Annotated in this window: 19 protein-coding genes; 13 read left to right on the top strand and 6 right to left on the bottom strand. The window is 66.6% G+C overall.

Annotated elements, in window-relative coordinates; translation table 11 throughout:
• The first annotated feature begins 51 nt into the window (after positions 1-51).
• The 3 genes from ACTQ49_RS09835 to ACTQ49_RS09825 all read left to right on the top strand — a co-directional run bounded on the left by ACTQ49_RS09835 (position 52) and on the right by ACTQ49_RS09825 (position 2748).
• The gene (locus tag ACTQ49_RS09835; protein ID WP_441827664.1) at positions 52-858 is read left to right on the top strand and encodes an ABC transporter ATP-binding protein; all 807 of its coding nucleotides are present in this window, start codon (positions 52-54) and stop codon (positions 856-858) included.
• Positions 859-896: 38 nt separating this feature from the next.
• Entirely contained in the window at positions 897-1382 is a 486-nt protein-coding gene (locus ACTQ49_RS09830) for an NfeD family protein (protein WP_441827663.1), read from the top strand.
• Positions 1383-1449: 67 nt separating this feature from the next.
• Positions 1450-2748, top strand: coding sequence for an SPFH domain-containing protein (locus ACTQ49_RS09825; RefSeq protein ID WP_441827662.1), 1299 nt, complete (start codon positions 1450-1452; stop codon positions 2746-2748).
• A 10-nt stretch (positions 2749-2758) separates the two neighbouring features.
• Here ACTQ49_RS09825 and ACTQ49_RS09820 read toward each other — a convergent pair whose 3' ends face one another.
• Positions 2759-3037, bottom strand: a complete 279-nt coding sequence (locus tag ACTQ49_RS09820) for a hypothetical protein (RefSeq protein WP_441827701.1) — start codon at positions 3035-3037, stop codon at positions 2759-2761.
• Positions 3038-3080: 43 nt separating this feature from the next.
• Complete coding sequence (locus tag ACTQ49_RS09815) at positions 3081-4064, bottom strand: bile acid:sodium symporter family protein (RefSeq protein ID WP_441827696.1); 984 nt, start codon at positions 4062-4064, stop codon at positions 3081-3083.
• An 87-nt stretch (positions 4065-4151) separates the two neighbouring features.
• On the opposite strand from ACTQ49_RS09815, the gene ACTQ49_RS09810 reads away from it, so the two are divergent.
• Together ACTQ49_RS09810 and ACTQ49_RS09805 are read left to right on the top strand one after the other, a co-directional pair.
• Positions 4152-5156, top strand: a complete 1005-nt coding sequence (locus ACTQ49_RS09810; protein WP_441827661.1) for an NADP-dependent oxidoreductase — start codon at positions 4152-4154, stop codon at positions 5154-5156.
• Between the two features lie 13 nt (positions 5157-5169).
• Complete coding sequence (locus tag ACTQ49_RS09805) at positions 5170-6000, top strand: TrmH family RNA methyltransferase (RefSeq protein WP_441827660.1); 831 nt, start codon at positions 5170-5172, stop codon at positions 5998-6000.
• On the opposite strand, the gene ACTQ49_RS09800 is transcribed toward ACTQ49_RS09805, so the two are convergent.
• Both ACTQ49_RS09800 and def read right to left on the bottom strand, forming a co-directional pair.
• Positions 5983-6438: a DoxX family protein gene (locus ACTQ49_RS09800; protein WP_441827659.1), complete on the bottom strand. Its 456-nt coding sequence runs from the start codon at positions 6436-6438 to the stop codon at positions 5983-5985. The genes ACTQ49_RS09805 and ACTQ49_RS09800 overlap by 18 nt on opposite strands.
• The gene (gene def, locus ACTQ49_RS09795) at positions 6438-7037 is read right to left on the bottom strand and encodes a peptide deformylase (RefSeq protein ID WP_441827658.1); all 600 of its coding nucleotides are present in this window, start codon (positions 7035-7037) and stop codon (positions 6438-6440) included. The genes ACTQ49_RS09800 and def overlap by 1 nt, the downstream gene beginning before the upstream one ends.
• Positions 7038-7215: 178 nt before the next feature.
• Between def and ACTQ49_RS09790 the strand changes: the two genes are divergently transcribed.
• Entirely contained in the window at positions 7216-8172 is a 957-nt protein-coding gene (locus tag ACTQ49_RS09790) for a tyrosine recombinase XerC (protein WP_441827657.1), read from the top strand.
• Positions 8173-8209: 37 nt separating this feature from the next.
• Here the strand turns inward: ACTQ49_RS09790 and ACTQ49_RS09785 are convergent, their stop codons facing one another.
• On the bottom strand, positions 8210-9223 hold the full coding sequence (locus tag ACTQ49_RS09785) for a M23 family metallopeptidase (RefSeq protein ID WP_441827656.1): 1014 nt from the start codon (positions 9221-9223) through the stop codon (positions 8210-8212).
• 323 nt (positions 9224-9546) lie between these two features.
• Here ACTQ49_RS09785 and rpsB point away from each other — a divergent pair, with 323 nt between their 5' ends.
• The 7 genes from rpsB (at position 9547) to gdhA (ending at position 16551) form a co-directional block, all read left to right on the top strand.
• Positions 9547-10485 carry a 30S ribosomal protein S2 gene (gene rpsB, locus ACTQ49_RS09780; RefSeq protein WP_441827655.1) on the top strand — a complete coding sequence of 313 codons (939 nt, stop codon included), beginning with the start codon at positions 9547-9549 and terminating at the stop codon, positions 10483-10485.
• Positions 10486-10518: 33 nt separating this feature from the next.
• The gene (tsf, locus tag ACTQ49_RS09775) at positions 10519-11328 is read left to right on the top strand and encodes a translation elongation factor Ts (RefSeq protein WP_441827654.1); all 810 of its coding nucleotides are present in this window, start codon (positions 10519-10521) and stop codon (positions 11326-11328) included.
• Between the two features lie 221 nt (positions 11329-11549).
• A complete protein-coding gene (gene pyrH, locus ACTQ49_RS09770; protein ID WP_441827653.1) occupies positions 11550-12263 on the top strand; it encodes a UMP kinase in 714 nt (237 codons plus the stop codon).
• A gap of 37 nt (positions 12264-12300) precedes the next feature.
• Entirely contained in the window at positions 12301-12855 is a 555-nt protein-coding gene (frr, locus tag ACTQ49_RS09765; RefSeq protein WP_441827695.1) for a ribosome recycling factor, read from the top strand.
• Positions 12856-12869: 14 nt separating this feature from the next.
• The gene (locus ACTQ49_RS09760; protein WP_441827652.1) at positions 12870-13757 is read left to right on the top strand and encodes a phosphatidate cytidylyltransferase; all 888 of its coding nucleotides are present in this window, start codon (positions 12870-12872) and stop codon (positions 13755-13757) included.
• A gap of 29 nt (positions 13758-13786) precedes the next feature.
• The gene (gene rlmN, locus ACTQ49_RS09755) at positions 13787-14998 is read left to right on the top strand and encodes a 23S rRNA (adenine(2503)-C(2))-methyltransferase RlmN (protein ID WP_441827651.1); all 1212 of its coding nucleotides are present in this window, start codon (positions 13787-13789) and stop codon (positions 14996-14998) included.
• Positions 14999-15216: 218 nt separating this feature from the next.
• Entirely contained in the window at positions 15217-16551 is a 1335-nt protein-coding gene (gdhA, locus tag ACTQ49_RS09750) for an NADP-specific glutamate dehydrogenase (RefSeq protein WP_441827650.1), read from the top strand.
• Between the two features lie 156 nt (positions 16552-16707).
• Here gdhA and ACTQ49_RS09745 read toward each other — a convergent pair whose 3' ends face one another.
• Positions 16708-17556: a CPBP family glutamic-type intramembrane protease gene (locus ACTQ49_RS09745; protein ID WP_441827649.1), complete on the bottom strand. Its 849-nt coding sequence runs from the start codon at positions 17554-17556 to the stop codon at positions 16708-16710.
• Positions 17557-17578: the final 22 nt, after the last annotated feature.

The following is a 17578-nucleotide window of genomic DNA, read 5'->3' as shown; positions in this document are numbered from 1 at the left end:
TCCGCCGGGGTTGGCTTGGGGGAGCGCGCCGCGGTCGGATAGGTTTTCACCATGGCATCAGTGGTTGATCTGTCGGGCGTCGGGGTCGAGCGTGGCGGCGCTAAGCTGCTCGATGACATCAACTGGGTCGTCGAGGAGGACGAGCGCTGGGTGCTCGTCGGGCCCAATGGCGCCGGCAAGACCACGCTGCTGCAGATCCTCGCCGCCCAGATGCACCCCACCAGCGGAACCGCAACCATCCTGGAAGAGATGCTTGGCGCCGTCGACGTCTTCGAGCTCCGGCCCCGGATCGGTGTCACCTCGGCTGCCATTGCGGATCGGATCCCCAAGCAGGAACTGGTGCGCGATGTCGTCGTCTCTGCCTCCTATGCCGTGATGGGTCGCTGGCGCGAGGACTACGACGACATGGACCACGAGCGGGCGGTTGAGCTGATGTCCCAGCTGGAGATCGACCGGCTGGCCGACCGCACCTTCGGCACCCTCAGCGAGGGGGAGCGCAAGCGCGTGCAGATCGCCCGCGCCCTGATGACCGATCCCGAACTGCTGCTGCTCGACGAGCCGGCCGCCGGACTGGACCTGGCTGGCCGCGAGGCGCTGGTCCGGACCCTGGGCGACCTGTGCAGCGACCCGATGGCCCCGGCCAGCGTGATGGTGACCCACCACGTCGAGGAGATTCCCGAGGGCATCACCAATGCGCTGCTGATCAAGTCCGGACGCGTCGTCGCGTCCGGTCCCATCCAGGACGTGCTCACCGACGAGCTGATGAGCGAGGCATTCGACGTGCCGCTCCGCCTGACCCACGAGGACGGTCGCTGGTCCGCACGCGCGGTGTGGCACCGTCGAGCCCTGCATGACTAGGGGCATGATGGCGTGAACGACGCCGTGAGAGGACGATGATGACTCCGCACGAAGGTGATTTCGTCCACTGGTTCGGGCAGAACCTGTGGGCGATGTGGGGAGCGCTCGGCCTCCTGCTGGCCACGGCCGAGATGCTCACGCTGGACCTCACCCTCCTGATGCTGGCCAGTGGCGCGCTGGCCGCGGCACTGACCGCCTTCGTGCTCCCCGAGCTCCTGGTGGTCCAGGTTCTCGTGGCTCTGGCCGTCTCAGCAGCCATGCTGGGGCTCATGCGCCCGACCCTGCTGCGACGAGTCCGCAATGCCCCCGGTTACCGTTCCAGCATCAGCAAGCTGGTCGGCAGCGAGGGACTGGCCATTGAGCCCGTCACCAGCAGCGGCGGTCAGGTGAAGGTGAACGGTGAGGTCTGGAGCGCCCGCACCATGACCGGTGCAACCAGCATCGATGCTGGTGCCGGCGTCGAGGTCTACGAGGTGGACGGGGCGACGCTCGTCGTCTATCCGGTGCACCCACAACTGCCATGATGGGTCTCACTGCCCCTGACCAGTGACCCCTCCGGGAGGGAATCCCGGGCTGACGAGGAGACACGTGATGCCTGACTTTGGACTCATCCTCATGCTGGTGCTGGTGGTCTTCGTGGTGGTTGCACTGGCGCAATCACTGCGGATCATCAAGCAGCAGCAGATCGCGGTGGTCGAGCGGCTCGGCAAGTTCCGTCGGACCCTGGAGCCCGGGCCGCACCTGCTGGTGCCCCTGGTGGACCGAGTCCGCTACACGATGGACATGCGTGAGGAGGTGCAGGCCTTCCCGCCCCAGGGCGTGATCACCGAGGAGAACCTCATGGTGAACATCGACTCGGTGATCTACTTCCAGATCGTCGACCCGGTCCGCGCCGCCTACGAGGCCCAGAACTACCGGGGTGCCATCGAGCAGCTGACCATGACCACGCTGCGCAACATCATCGGTGGCATGGACCTGGAGCGGGCGCTCACGAGCCGCGAGGAGATCAACCAGAAGCTGCGTGCCGTGCTGGACGAGGCCACCGGCAAGTGGGGCATCAAGGTGAACCGTGTCGAGCTTCGCGCCATCGAGCCGCCGGCCACCATCCGCGACGCGATGGAGAAGGGCGCCCGCGCGGAACGCGACAAGCGTGCCCAGATCCTGCTGGCCGAGGGGCAGCGCCAGTCCCAGATCCTGGCCGCTGGTGGCGAGAAGGAGTCCGCGGTCCTGCGGGCCCAGGGCGAGCGTGAGGCCGCGATCCTGCGCGCCCAGGCTGATCGCCAGTCGCAGATGCTGAGGGCCGAGGGTGAGGCGCAGGCCATCACGACCGTCTTCAACGCCATCCACGCCGGTGAGCCGGACCAGGGCCTGTTGGCCTACCAGTACATGCAGATGCTCCCTGCGCTGGCGCGCGGCGACTCCAACAAGGTGTGGATCGTTCCCAGCGAGCTGAACGATGCACTCAAGGGGTTGGGATCGGCCGTCGGTGGTACCGAGCTGGCCGAGAAACTCCAGGGCTTCACCCCGGTGGACAAGTCGAAGTTCGCCGCGCCGGAGAAGGTGGATGTCCTGGCCGAGATCCGGGAGCAGACAGACCAGGAGCGTGCGCAGAGCGACAAGACGGTGCAGGCAGTGATCGAGGAGGCTGAGAAGCTCTCCAATCCGGGCATCAAGTCCCGACGCAGCGCGACGGCCCAGATTGATCCCGGTATGGCGCAGGACCAGCTGGGTGGGGCCGCCGCCACGCCCGAGCTGGGACAGGGCTCCACTGCGGCCGCCCAACCCACCGATGCTGGGGGGCAGACAGCGGAAGGCGGGGCGCAGCCGACCACGCAGCCGTCCGGGCTGGAGTACAAGACCGGGTGGGAGCCGCCGGCGCCCACACACTGACCTACCAGACTCAGTCGAGCTCGTCCTCGTCCTCATCCAGTGCTTCAGGCGCGCTCTTCCGGGCTGCCCTCAGCGCCTCCGAGGGGTCGACGCTGACCCAGCCCGGGCTTCCCGTGGCTCCCGTGATCCCACTGACCCGGGGCGGGGTGACCGTGGGCTGCTGCTTGGGGTGGTTGGGCTGCGGAGGCGCTCCCGGCGTCACGGGGCGCACCGAGGCCCCCAGTGCCTTCTCGAGGGCTTGGGCGATCGGGGAACCGGCGGTGGGGCGGTGCTTGCGAATCTCGGCCATGCCTTGAGCCTATGCGTCGGCTCCCCACGCGGCACACACGTTGTCAGGCCGTGACCGTCTCGTCGGGTACCTGGCGTGCATACCGCCCCGCCATGGCGCTGCAGGCCATCAGCTGCACCTGGTGGAAGACCATCAGCGGCAGGACCATCAGACCCACGTCGGGCAGCGACGCGAACAGCACCGTGGCCATCGGCACACCCGTCGCCAACGACTTCTTGGTCCCACAGAACTGGATGGCGATCCGATCGGCGCGGTCGAAACCCAGCCAGCGCGCAACATGCCACGTGAGCCAGAGCATGACGCCCAGGAGCACTAGACAGACCACGACGAGCTTCACGATGTCGATCGGCTCCACCTTGGTCCACATGTGTTCGCGCATTCCCGCGCTGAACGCGGAGTAGACCACCAGGACGATGGAACCCTGGTCCACCAGCTTCAGCTTCTTGTGGCGCTTGACGAAGTCCGCGGTCCAGCGTCGGGAGAGCTGACCGATGGCGAAGGGCACCAGCAGTTGGAAGACGATGTCCAGGATGGAACTGGCGTCGATCCGCAGACCGCCGGTGGTGCTCATCAGCAGGATTGCCAGCAGCGGCGTGACCACCACACCGATCAGGTTGGAGAAGGAGGCGCTCACGATGGCTCCGGCGACGTTGCCTCGGGCGATGGAGGTGAAGTTGATGCTGGACTGGACCGTCGACGGAACCAGGCACAACCAGAGCATGCCGCGGTACAGCTCGGGGCTGAGGACGCGGGGAACCAACACAGCCATGGCCAGTCCGACGAGGGGGAAGACCACATAGGTGAAGGCCAGGATCACCGAATGCAGCCGCCAGTGCTTGAGGCCCTGCAGCGCCTCGTGTGGGCTCAGACGGGCGCCGTAGAGGAAGAAGAGGATCGCGATCATGATCTTGCTCGCCCAGGAGACGACGGGGACCAGCGGGCCGGTGGCGGGCAGGACGGTCGCGACGACCGCGGCGGTGATGATCGCCAGCAGGAAGTAGTCGGGCTTGGGCAGGCGCAGGTTCATGATGTGCACGAGCCTAACCCTCGGGAATCAAAGCGCGGCACCGGTCGTTGAAGCTCTGAACCTGTTGCACGATCGCGAGGACCATCCATGCGCGCCTTTGGCATCACCCGGTACGGCCAGACCCGGCTGGAGGAGCTGTCCGTCGCCGAACCCGAACTGGGTCCCCACGACGTGCTCGTCGACGTGCGGGCCAGCAGCGTCAACCCCGTCGACCTGCTCATCGCCCGCGGCGACTTCAAGCGGGTCTTCCCGGCGATGACGCCGCTCGTGCTGGGCCATGACGTGGCCGGCGTGGTGCTGGCCACTGGCGCGCGGGTGGGGCAGTGGAAGGTTGGCGACGAGGTGATGGCCCGCCCCGGCGGGCACAGCACCGGAACCTTCGCGGAGCGGGCGCTGGTGCGGGAAGAGGACATCGCCGCCAAGCCCGGCAACGTGGGCTTTGCCGCGGCCGCCAGCCTCCCCCTGGTGGCCGAGACGGCCTGGCAGGCCTTCACCGAGGTCACCTCCGTTGGGCCGGGAACCAAGGTCCTGGTGCACGGGGCTGCCGGTGGCCTGGGGTCTGTTGCCGCGCAGCTCGCCGTGCACCTCGGCGCCGAGGTGACGGCCACCTGCTCCGGGCGCGACGTGGACCTGGTGCGCGACTACGGGGTCGCCCGGGTGATCGACTACCGCACCGAGGACTTCTCGACGCTGGTCAGCGGGCAGGACGTGGTGCTGGAGACCGTCGGCGGCGAGAACCAGCTCAAGTCACTCGCCGTGACGGCGCCGGGCGGCACGGTGGTCAGCGTCGTCGGCCCGCCCGCAGCCGAGTTCGCCCGGCAGGCCGGAAAGCCCTGGCTGGCGCCCGTGATGTCCCTGATGAGCCGCAAGGTCCGTGCCGAGGCCAAGCGGCACGGTGCCAACTACCGCTTCCTCTTCCTGCGGCCCGACGGTGCACAGCTGGCCCACCTTGGCCAGCTCGTGGAACAGGGAGCCCTGGTGCCTCGGGTGGGGCACACCTTCGACTTCGACCAGACCCCCGAGGCCGTCGCCCTGGTGGCGGACAAGAAGGCCCGCGGGAAGGTGGTCATCAAGCGGACACCGGGGGCCTGACTAGACTCCAGCGGTGGCCACCATCCTCGAGATCACCGACCCCAGCGATCCGCGCCTGCGCGACTACGTGAGTCTGAGGGACACGTCGCTGCGGCACTCGATGGAGGCCGCCGAGGGGCTGTTCATCGCCGAGGGCGACAAGGTGATCCGTCGCGCGGTGGAGGCCGGCTACCGGCCCCGTTCCTTCCTGCTGGCGCCGCGTTGGGCCGAGGAGCTGTCGGACCTGCTGGCAGACTGCGAGGCCGACGTCTACCTCGTGAGCTTCGAACTGGCGGAGCAGGTCACGGGCTTCCACGTGCACCGCGGGGCCCTCGCGTCGATGGAGCGCCAGACCCGGCACCATCTCGACGACCTGCTCGATGCCCGCCGCCTGGTGGTGGTGGAGGACATCGTCGACCACACCAATGTGGGTGCCATCCTGCGTTCTGCGGCGGGGCTCGGCTGGGACGGGGTGGTGCTCTCGCCGCGCGCCGCTGACCCCCTGTACCGAAGGTCCGTGAAGACGTCGATGGGCGCGGTGTTCAGTCTGCCGTGGGCGCGGATGGATTCCTGGGAGCACGACCTGGACCGGCTCAGGAGCGCAGGTTTCACCGTCGTCGCCCTCGCGCTGCGCGAGGACGCCGTGCCACTGGATGACTTCGCGACTGGGGTCTCGCCAGGGGAGAATCTGGCCGTGGTGATGGGGACCGAGGGGGCTGGGCTCAGCGAGCACTGGCTTGCCCAGGCCGATCGGGTTGTGACCATTCCCATGGGGCACGGGATCGACTCGCTCAACGTGGCTGCAGCCACAGCGGTCGTCTGCTACGTCCTGCGCCCGGTTGCCGCGTCAGCGACGCCGACGTGACGAGCCGCTCTCCCCGCCATTGGCCCAGGCGTCGTAGCTGAACTGCCCTGCCGAGGCGATGGACAGCGCCATCAGCCCGGCGATCAGGGCGGCGCAGTACTCCCAGCCCCCAGCGCCGACGAGGATTCCGTTGTGGCGGTGGATGAACCAGATGGCTCCGGCCATCTCCAGACTCAGCAGGACACAGACCACCCAGGTGTAGGCGCCGAGCACCAGGCAGGCGCCGCCCAGGACCTCAAGCGCAGCGACGAGTGGGGTGACGATCCCCGCATTGGGGATTCCCCAGCGGTCAAACTGCGCGATCGCTTCCTGGATGGTCGGGTCCGTGAACTTGCTCCAACCATGGGAGATGAAGATCACTCCGAGTGCCACACGGCACAACAGCAGGATGATGGCTCGGAGGGGATTCTCCGTGTAGGGCGTCTGTGTGGGATGCATCAGGCCTCTCCGTGGCGACCCTTGGGCGTGATGGGCCAGTCGTCAGGGTAGAGGTGGGCGAGCTGCTCCACCTGCTCGTCGAGCTTGCGGCGGGAGCGCTTGCTGAGGCGGTCGCCGAAGACCATGCCGCTGAGGTGGTCGGTCTCGTGCTGCAGACAGCGGGCCAACAGTCCGGTGCCTTCGACGGCGATCTCGTTGCCGAAGGCGTCCTGGCCGGTGCAGATGGCGCGATCGGGCCTCGCGACGGGCTGGTATCCACCTGGCCAGCTCAGGCACCCCTCCTCCGTCGCGTCGAGCTTGCGCTCGCGACCATCAGGAGTGGACACCGTGGGATTGCAGAAGACCCCTACCTGGTTGCGGAGATCCTCGTCGGGGCAGTCATAGACGAACAGGGCCAGATCGACGCCCACCTGCGTGGCAGCGAGGCCGACGCCCTGCGAGGCCTCCATCGTGGCGAACATGTCGCGGATCAGTTCGTGCAGGTCGTCGTCGAACGAGGTGACGGGGCGCGTGGGGGCGTGCAGAACCGGCTCGCCCCAACGGGTGATCCGACGCACCTTTCCTCCGGTTGCGAGCTCCTCAAGGCTCTTCGCGCTCATCGTCCTGCCTTTCCCCGGGGCCGGAAGGCCCCCTCTTTCGTGACAAGGGGCGCCGGAAGGCCCCCTCTTTCGTGACAAGGGGCCCTGTGGCCCCTGGTGAGTTGTTCGTCCCAAACCTACCGCCCACCGGCCGGGGCGCCGTCCAACGACGCTTCGGCCCTCCTCCTAGACTCGCGGCATGGCGAAGTCGGACCAACGTGAGAACACCGGCGGGCTTGGCAGTGGGCAGCTCGCGATCCTTGACGACTTCACCGACTGGCTGCGGCAGGTGCGGGGGAATTCCGAGCACACGGTTCGTGCCTATCGCGCGGATATGAAGGATCTGTTGGAGCATCTCCAGCGCACTGGGGTGGAGAGGATCGACCAGACCGGTGTCCATGACCTCAGGGCATGGTTGGCAACGATGCAGGCTGCTGGAGCCGCCCCCGCGACGCTGCAACGCCGCCGTGGGGCGGCTCGGACCTTCTTCAGGTGGGCACGACAGGAAGGCTTGGTGGCCACCGACCCAGCCCATACTCTGAAGGCGCCTTCCGTGCCGAGGCGACTTCCGCCCGACATCACACGTGATGACATGGACGAGCTCTTCGAAGCGGCCTCGAGCCGCGCTGCCGAGACTCAAGGGCCACTCGGGATTCGTGACGTGGCGATCCTGGAGGTGCTCTACGCCAGCGGGGTGCGGGTCAGCGAGCTGTGTGGACTCGATCTGGGCGACGTCGATCGGGGGCGCTCGACGCTTCGCGTGCTCGGCAAGGGAAACAAGGAACGCACCGTGCCCCTGGGGGCTCCCGCCGTTCGCGCGCTGGAGGCCTGGTTGGTTGCCCGTCCGGCGGTGGTGCGGGCCGGACAGGGCCCGACGACCAATGCCGTCTTCGTCGGGGCGCGCGGAGGACGGATCGACCAGCGCGTGGTGCGTCGAGTCGTCCACCAGGCGCTTGACGCGGTTGCGGAGGCCCCCTCGGTGGGTCCCCATGGTCTGCGTCACGCCATGGCGACCCATCTCCTGGAGGGTGGCGCAGACCTGCGAACCGTCCAGGAGGTGCTTGGGCACAGTTCCCTGTCCACCACGCAGGTCTATACCCATGTGAGCAATGCACGGCTCCAGGCGGCCTTTCGGCAGGCTCACCCCAGGGCCTGAGTTCATCGCCCGCCTCAGGTGGGTGCACCCCCTCGGCTCACACCCACCCGGCAGGATCCTGCAACTGCCCATTGGCCCGAACCATGTAGTGCAGGTGGCATCCGGTCGAGTACCCGGTGTTGCCCACCCGGCCAAGAGGCTGGTTCTGCTGGAGGACCTGCCCGGGCGCCACGTCCAGTGACGCCAAGTGGTTGTATGAGGTCACCAGCTGGCGTCCCTGGACGATTCCGTGATCCACCACCACTCGGTTTCCATAGGCCAGATGACGCTGCGTCTGCACGACGCGGCCAGCCGCGGAGGAGCGCACCGGTGTTCCGCAGGCCGCGCCGAAGTCGAGGCCGTCGTGCAGTTTCCGAACCCTGAGTACCGGATGGAGACGCTCCCCGAACCTGGAGGTGACGGGCCCCGCAACTGGGCGGACCAGTCCTGCCGAGGCAGCGGGGAGCGGGCCACTCCGAAATGGAATCGGTGCCAGAGCGGGCAGGGCCCTGGCCCTGGGCGGGGCGAGCCCCTCGGGCAGCAGACGGATGGGATCATCCGAGCGACGACGCAGTGGGTCGAAGTAGTCCTGACCCCTCTTCAGTCCCCAGTGGAGGCATCCCCTGGCGCACTCGCCGGCCAGAAGAACGCCGATCACCTGCCCGGCAGTGACCTTGTCTCCGACCCGAAGCGGTGATCGGACGGGTTGGTGCGTGAGGCGGTAGCCGTCGCCAATGTCGATGCTGACCACCTCCTTGCCCGCAACCCGACCGCTGAAGACCACCACCCCGTCGGCGCCAGCCGTGATCTTGGTGCCAGGGGGAGCAGCCAGGTCCACACCGCGGTGCCCCGCGCCCCAGCGAGTCTCTGGAGCATCGAAGGGACGAGCCAGTGGGCCGGGAACTGGACGGCGCAGCGGCGGCGGGGGAGCCGGTGCGATTCTTTGGGGCAAAGCGTGCGCAGGCGGCCCTGTGGGCAGGTCGGCGGCAGAGCTGACCGTGGTGACCAGCATCGGCCGGGCCACGAGCAGCGCAAGGGTCACCAGGAGCAGGCGGAGGAATTGGTGTGGCATGCCCTCAGGATGTGAATCCAGACGTCGTTGCGTTCAGGCGACGGGTGGGCTGTGGACAAGTCCTCGAACCCACGAACCTGTGGACAGTCGCGGCCTCCAGTCGGTTTGGTGAGGGGATGGCCCACGGCATAGACTGCCTGCGCAGCTCGAACCGACTTCGGGCTGACTTCGCATGCGTCGAGCCCGGACAATCCGGGGTCAGGTCTCCAGCGGTCCCGTCACGAGCGGGCGGAGCGTGACGGCGCATCAGGTGGACACCGAAGAGCTCGGTGTTCCTTTGGAACCGTGTGGGCGCCGTGCGCCCACGAGAGAAAGGACCGGCCATGGCCGTCGTCACCACTCGCCAGCTGCTCGAGAGCGGTGTCCACTTCGGACACCAGACCCGTCGCTGGAATCCCAAGATGAAGCGTTTCATCTTCACCGAGCGCAATGGCATCTACATCATCGACCTGCAGCAGTCGCTCACCTACATTGACAAGGCCTACGCCTTTGTCAAGGAGACCGTCGCCCGCGGCGGCCAGATCCTGTTCGTCGGCACCAAGAAGCAGGCGCAGGAGGCCATTGCCGAGCAGGCCACCCGCGTGGGCATGCCCTACGTGAACCAGCGCTGGCTCGGCGGCATGCTCACCAACTACCAGACCGTGATCAAGCGCGTGCAGCGCCTCAAGGAGCTCGAGTCCATGGACTTCGAGAATGTGGCCGCCTCCGGCCTCACCAAGAAGGAGCTCCTGGGCCTGAAGCGCGAGAAGGACAAGCTGGAGAAGACCCTCGGCGGCATCCGCGACATGGCCCGCGCCCCGCAGGCCGTCTGGGTTGTCGACACCAAGAAGGAGCACCTGGCCATCGACGAGGCGCGCAAGCTGCGCATCCCCGTCGTCGCCATCCTGGACACCAACTGCGATCCCGACGAGGTCGACTTCCCGATCCCGGGCAATGACGACGCCATTCGCTCGGTCTCGCTGCTGACCCGCATCATTGCTGACGCCGCCGCAGATGGTCTGATGCAGCGCTCCGGTGGCAATGCCGCCAACTCCGAGGCCCCGGCCGAGCCGATGGCCGACTGGGAGAAGGAGCTGCTGGCCGGCGAGGCCGCTGCCCCCGCCGCAGAGGCTGCTGAGGCTCCCAAGGCTGAGGCTGCTGAGGCCCCCAAGGCTGACGCCACCGAGGCTCCCGCTGAGGCTGCTGAGGCCCCCAAGGCCGAGGCCACCGAGGCTCCCGCCGAGGCCGCTCCGGCCGACGCTGCCGCCACCGACGCCAACTGATCGTCAAACCCACTTCCAAGAACGGAAACTGACATGGCAATCACCGCTGCAGATGTTAAGAAGCTCCGCGACGCCACCGGCGCCGGAATGATGGACGCCAAGAAGGCCCTGACCGAGGCCGAGGGCGACTTCGAGCGTGCGATCGAGATCCTGCGCGTCACCGGCCAGGCCAAGATGGCCAAGCGTTCGGACCGCGAGGCCAGCAATGGCATCGTGGCTGCCGCCGGCAAGAGCCTGATCCAGCTGGGCTCGGAGACCGACTTCGTCGCCAAGAACGCCGAGTTCATCGCCCTGGCCGAGCAGATCGTCGCCTCCGTGGACGCCGCTGGCGTCAATGGCGTCGAGGCTGCCAATGCCGTCGCGCTGGAGAAGGGTACGGTGGCCGACGCCATCGAGGCGCTCGCCACCAAGATCGGCGAGAAGCTGGAGCTCAAGGACGCCGTCTCCTACGAAGGCGAGACCCACACCTACCTGCACCGCCGCTCGCAGGACCTGCCGCCGCAGGTTGGCGTGCTGGTGGAGTACACCGGCGATGACGAGGCACTGGTCCACTCGGTGGCCCTGCAGATCGCCTCGATGCAGCCGCAGTACGTCTCGCGCGAGGACGTCCCCGCCGAGGTCGTGGAGAAGGAGGCTCGCATCGCCAAGGAGACCGCTCTGGAGGAGGGCAAGCCCGAGAAGATCCTCGACCGCATCGTCGAGGGTCGCCTGGGCGGCTTCTACAAGGACGTCTGCCTGGTCGAGCAGCCCGCCGTCAGCGATGACAAGAAGACCGTCGGTCAGCTCCTGGACGCCGCTGGCGTCAAGGTGACCCGCTTCGTGCGTCTGTCCGCCGGAGCCTGATCCACCAACTCCCGATGGGGAGGGTCCCGTTCAGCGGGATCCTCCCCATCGTCATGTCCGACGCCGTGCCGGCATCAATCGCAACCGAGTCGATTCCATGGCGGGTGCCGATGTTCAGTAGAGTGACTGGAGCCACGCCTCGGTGTGGCACGTGCGCTGGCCGTTCGGGAGGGTCGTCCGTCTGTGGACGCACGGCTGGCGCGGTCAAACGAGGAGGAAACGTGAGCAAGCCCTACAACCGAGTGCTTCTGAAGCTTTCTGGCGAGGTCTTCGGCGGCGGCAAGATCGGCGTCGATCCGGCGGTCGTCTCGAACATCGCGCAGCAGGTGGCCGACGTGGCCAACAGCGGCGTGCAGGTGGCCATCGTCGTCGGCGGCGGCAACTTCTTCCGCGGCGCTGAGCTCAGCCAGAGTGGTATGGAGCGTGAGCGCGCCGACTACATGGGCATGCTCGGCACCGTGATGAATGCGATCGCACTCCAGGACTTCTGCGAGAAGGCGGGCGTTCCCACCCGCGTGCAGAGCGCCATCACCATGACCCAGGTTGCCGAGCCGTACATCCCGCGCCGCGCTGTGCGCCACCTGGAGAAGGGCCGAGTTGTCATCTTCGGCGCAGGCGCCGGCATGCCGTACTTCTCCACCGACACCGTCTCCGCGCAGCGCGCGCTCGAGATCGGCTGTGAGGCCCTGCTGATGGGCAAGCAGGGTGTGGACGGGGTCTTCGACTCTGATCCCCGCAGCAACCCCGAGGCCAAGATGTTCGACGAGCTGAGCTACGACGACTACTTGGCGCGTGACCTGAAGGTTGCCGATGCGGCCGCCATCTCGTTGGCACGCGACAACAACCTGAAGATGGTCTTCTTCAACCTCACCGTCGACGGGAACATCGCCAAGGCAGCGAACGGCGAGCCGATCGGCACCACGATCCACCGCTGACCATCCACCACCACCGACGATCGAAGGAACCACAGTGATCACCGACATCATCAAGGACGCAGAGAAGAAGATGACCGCAGCGGTCGACTTCACCCGGGAGGAGTTCGCCGGAATCCGGACTGGTCGTGCGCATCCCGCCATGTTCAACAAGATCGTGGCCGATTACTACGGTGCGCCCACCCCGCTGCAGCAGCTGGCGACCTTCCAGTCGCCCGAGGCCCGCACCATCCTGATCACCCCCTTCGACCGCTCGGCCGTCAACGCCATCGAGAAGGCGATCCGGGACTCCGATCTGGGCGTCAACCCGTCGAATGACGGCAACATGATTCGCTGCATCCTGCCGGCCCTCACCGAGGACCGCCGCAAGGAGTACACCAAGATGGCCAAGCACAAGGCGGAGGAGGGACGCGTCAGCATCCGCAATGTCCGCCGCCACGCCAATGAGGCGATCAAGCGTCTGGAGAAGGACAAGGAGATCGGCGAGGACGAGGCGAGCCGCGCCGAGAAGGCCCTGGACGCCTCCACCAAGAAGTTCGTCGAGCAGGTGGACGAGCTGCTGAAGAACAAGGAAGCCGAACTGCTCGAAGTCTGAGCAGTCGCGACGCAATGAGCCAGGAGAAGATCGCACCGAGCGACCTCACGCCCCCGCCCAAGCCATCCCGTGCAGGACGCAACCTGCCGGCGGCCATCGCGGTGGGTGTGGGGTTGTTCGGTTCCGTCGTGGTCACCCTGGCCTGGTGGAACTGGGGTTTCATCCTGCTCGTCGCCGTCGCCCTCAGCCTGGGTGCCGTGGAGATCCACAATGCCTTCGAGCGGATCGGCGCTCGATCCGAGATCGTTCCGATCGTGCTGGGCACGATGCTGACGGTGCTCGGTTCCTACCATGCGGCTCAGAATCCCAGGCCACACCTGCCGTCGAACACGTGGATCATCGGACTGCTCGCTCTCACCTCCCTCTCCTGTCTGGTGCTCAGGCTCCGGCACGGAGCAGAGGGATATGTCCGCGATGCCTCGGCCAGCCTGTTCACGGTGGGCTACATCCCCCTGTTGGGGTCAACCGTCGCACTGATGCTGGCCGACGAGAACGGCCCCCAACGCATCATCACCTTCATGTTGTGCGTGATCGCCTCGGACACCGGCGGCTACATTGCGGGCGTCCTGTTCGGCAAGCACCCGATGGCTCCCCGGGTGAGCCCCAAGAAGACCTGGGAGGGTTTTGCCGGTTCGGTGATCGCCGGCATGGCACTGGGATCGGCCTGCACGGTCCTCCTGCTGGACTCGCCGTGGTACGTTGGCGCGCTGCTGGGCCTGCTGCTCGTTGCCTTCGGGACGGCCGGAGATCTGGTGGAATCGATGATCAAGAGGGATGTCGGCATCAAGGACATGAGTTCCTTCCTGCCTGGACACGGAGGTGTGATGGACCGGCTCGACTCACTGCTGGTGGCGGCCCCGGTGGCGTGGTTCGCCATGTTCGTGATGGTGCCGGGCCAGTGAGCACCCAGGATCGCGCAGGGGACAGGCCAGTGTCGGCGAGCCGTCCCGTCGAGGACCTCGTCCTTCCGGCGGAGCCGTTGGCGGAGCCGGGCAAGCAGCTGCCGCTGGTCTTCCAGGCGCCACGTCGCGGCAAGCCGGCCAAGCACTGGATCGACCTGTCCGTGGACGAGCGGGTTGAAGCGGTCAAGGAGCTGGGTCTGCCAGCTTTCCGCGCCAACCAGATGTCCAAGCACTACTTCGAGCGCTTCGAGACCGATCCGACGCAGTGGACGGACCTGCCCAAGGATGCCCGCGAGCAGGTGGCGACGCAGTTCTTCCCGAACCTGGTTACGCCCATCAGCGAGCAGCGGTGCGACGGGGACACGACGGTCAAGACCCTGTGGCGGCTGCACGACGGTTCCCTGGTGGAGTCCGTCCTGATGCGCTATGGCGTGCGGCGCGGTCTCGGCGACGAACAACAGTCGGGCGTGCGTTCCACGTTGTGCATCAGCTCGCAGGCCGGCTGCGGCATGGCCTGCCCATTCTGCGCCACGGGTCAGGGCGGTCTGCAGCGCAACATGTCCACCGGTGAGATCGTTGCCCAGGTGATGAAGGCCGAGCAGGTTCTCCAGTCGGGGCAGCTGCCGGGAGGCGCGGGGCAGGTCAACAACATCGTGTTCATGGGAATGGGCGAGCCCTTGGCCAACTACAAGGCCGTGCTGGGAGCCGTGCGCTCGATCACCGACCCCACGCCCCACGGCCTCGGCATGAGCAAGCGCGGTGTCACCGTCTCCACCGTCGGACTGGTACCACGGATCCAGCAGCTGACCCAGGAAGGGCTGCCCATCACCCTGGCCATCAGCCTGCACGCGCCCGACGACGAGTTGCGCGATGAGCTGGTTCCGATCAACACCCGCTACAAGGTGGACGAAGTCCTGGACGCCGCTTGGGAATATGCCCGCGAGACGAAGCGTCGGGTCTCGATTGAGTACATCCTGATCAAGGACATCAACGACCAGGTGGAACGAGCAGCCCTGCTGGCGCGCCGGCTCAAGGCCCGCGGCGACTGGGGGTGGGTGCACGTGAACCTCATTCCGCTCAATCCCACGCCTGGTTCCAAGTGGACTGCCTCGCGCAAGAGCGATGAGCAGGCCTTCGTGAAGACCTTGGAGAACTGGGGAATTCCGGTCACGGTGCGCGACACCAGAGGGCAGGAGATCGACGGGGCGTGCGGCCAGCTCGCGGCCCAGTTGAAGGACTGAACTCTCGTCGAGGCACGTTCTGGGCCTCCAGCGCAAACCAATTCGCATGCTGGTCCCGATGTGTGGATCAGGACACCTGCTCTGTAGTGTGCTCCTGGGCGCGCGGAATGTGCCGTCCAGTCCAGGCGCAACTCAGCCTCCACCTTGGAGCGAGCCAGTGCCGGGCCAGCCAAGACCGTGGTGCACGCTCCTGCGTGCCCCGAAAGAAGGAGACCCCAATGGCTGATCTTGATCTCGTCTACCAGACCGTGGTGAAGCGCAACCCGGGTGAGGTGGAATTTCACCAGGCCGTCAAGGAAGTGCTGGACAGCCTCAGCCCCGTGCTGAAGCGCAATCCCCAGTACACCGAGGCCAATGTCCTCGAGCGCATGTGCGAGCCGGAACGTCAGATCATCTTCCGCGTTCCGTGGATGGACGACAACGGCAAGGTGCAGATCAACCGTGGATTCCGCGTCGAGTACAACTCGGCCCTGGGCCCCTACAAGGGCGGTCTGCGTTTCCACCCCAGCGTCTACCTGGGCATCATCAAGTTCCTGGGCTTCGAGCAGGTCTTCAAGAACTCCCTGACGGGTATGCCCATCGGCGGCGGCAAGGGTGGTTCGGACTTCGACCCGCACGGCAAGAGCACGAACGAGATCATGCGCTTCTGCCAGTCCTTCATGACCGAGCTGTATCGCCACCTGGGCGAGTACACCGACGTTCCCGCGGGTGACATCGGCGTGGGTGGCCGCGAGATCGGCTTCCTCTTCGGCCAGTACAAGCGCATCACCAACCGTTACGAGGCTGGCGTGCTCACCGGCAAGGGCCTCACCTGGGGCGGTTCGCTCGTGCGCACGGAGGCCACCGGTTACGGCACCGTGCTCTTCGCCAACCGCATGATGGAACGCAAGGGTGCCGGCCTCGAGGGCCAGCGCGTCACCGTCTCCGGCGGTGGCAATGTGGCGATCTACGCCATCGAGAAGGCTCAGCAGCTGGGCGCCAAGGTGCACTCCTTCAGCGATTCCTCGGGCTACATCCATGATCCCGAGGGCATCGACCTGGCCCTGATGAAGCAGATCAAGGAGGTGGAGCGCGGGCGCGTGTCCGACTACGCCGAGCGTCGCTCCAGCGCCCAGCTGTTCACCGAGGGTTCAGTGTGGGACATCCCCACCGACGTGGCCCTGCCCTGTGCGACGCAGAACGAACTGTCCGGCGAGAATGCCAAGACTCTGGTCAAGAACGGTGTGAAGGTCGTCGCCGAGGGCGCCAACATGCCCACCACGCCGGAGGGCATCGAGGTCTTCCGTTCGGCCGGCGTCGCCTACGCCCCGGGCAAGGCAGCCAATGCCGGTGGCGTGGCCACCTCCGCCCTGGAGATGCAGCAGAATGCTTCGCGTGACTCCTGGAGCTTCGAGTACACCGAGGAGCGTCTGGCGAGCATCATGGAGAACATCCACGACAACTGCATCCAGACCGCCGAGGAGTACGGTGCTCCCGGTGACTACGTGCTGGGCGCCAACATCGCCGGCTTCGTCAAGGTGGCCGACGCGATGATCGCGATGGGTCTGGTCTGATCCCGAACCCATTGAGGCCGTTGACCGGATCCCAACGGATCCGGTGAGACCAAAGAAGGAGGCGGGGCACCCAAGGGGTGCTCCGCCTCCTTCGTCGTTGATCCGTCACGCAGTGCTTGCCCCTACCCACCCGAGGCGCTGTTGTCCTTTGTGCGATCAGCGCAGGTACTCCACACGGCGACCGCGCCATCCGGCGAGGAACAGCACACCGACGATCAGCATCAGCACGCTCTCGGTGATCCAGACGGCAGGGCCGTCCACGAAGACATTGCCCAGTTCGAAGCACAAGGTCGTCAGGTGCAGTCCGGCGTGCACGCCCACCGCACACCACAGCGAACGCAGCCGCAGGGCGAGCGCACCTGCGAGGAAGCCGAAGGCTGCGGCATGCAGGCAGTAGAGCACCCGGTCCCCGATTCCCTCCTGCCCCCCGATGGACCAGAAGTGCAGCATCCCGAAGACGATTGCGGAGACCGCGAGGGCAATCAGTGGCCGATCGGCGAGGCACCGCATCAACCAGCCACGCCAGACGAGTTCCTCGGGGATCCCCTGCAGAGCGATGGCCAAACCGATCTTGGCCACGATGCCCAGGGCGAACAGGTACAGCGGCACATCGTCCTGCGACATCTGCGGGTGCCGTGCGCCCACGTCCACCAGACGGACGAACACATTCGTCGCCACCATGCACAGGGCCACAGCCGCCCAGCCGGTCAGGGCAAGCCACCACGAATCCCGGCTCCAGCGCCAGCCCACGTCGCGCAGGCTGTCCCCAATGGTGCGGCGGGCCACCAGGTGCACGAACCAGATCGCCGTCGCGAGTGTGATCAGGCTCATGGCGATGTTGGTCAACACCCCCATCCACGCGGGCACGTCATTGCCGGCGGCGAACTGCAGGATCGCGGCAAAGAGGAATGTGAAGACATAGTTGCCGAACATCAGGACTGCTGCCAGCGGAACGCACAGCCAGAAGGGAAGACGCGAACGGGGGGAGGTGGCGACGGTGCTCATGACTCCAGCCTTTCGGCTTGCG

This window comes from Luteococcus sp. Sow4_B9 (assembly GCF_052116585.1).
GTDB lineage: Bacteria > Actinomycetota > Actinomycetes > Propionibacteriales > Propionibacteriaceae > Luteococcus.
This window is presented reverse-complemented; position numbering and strand designations above follow the sequence as displayed.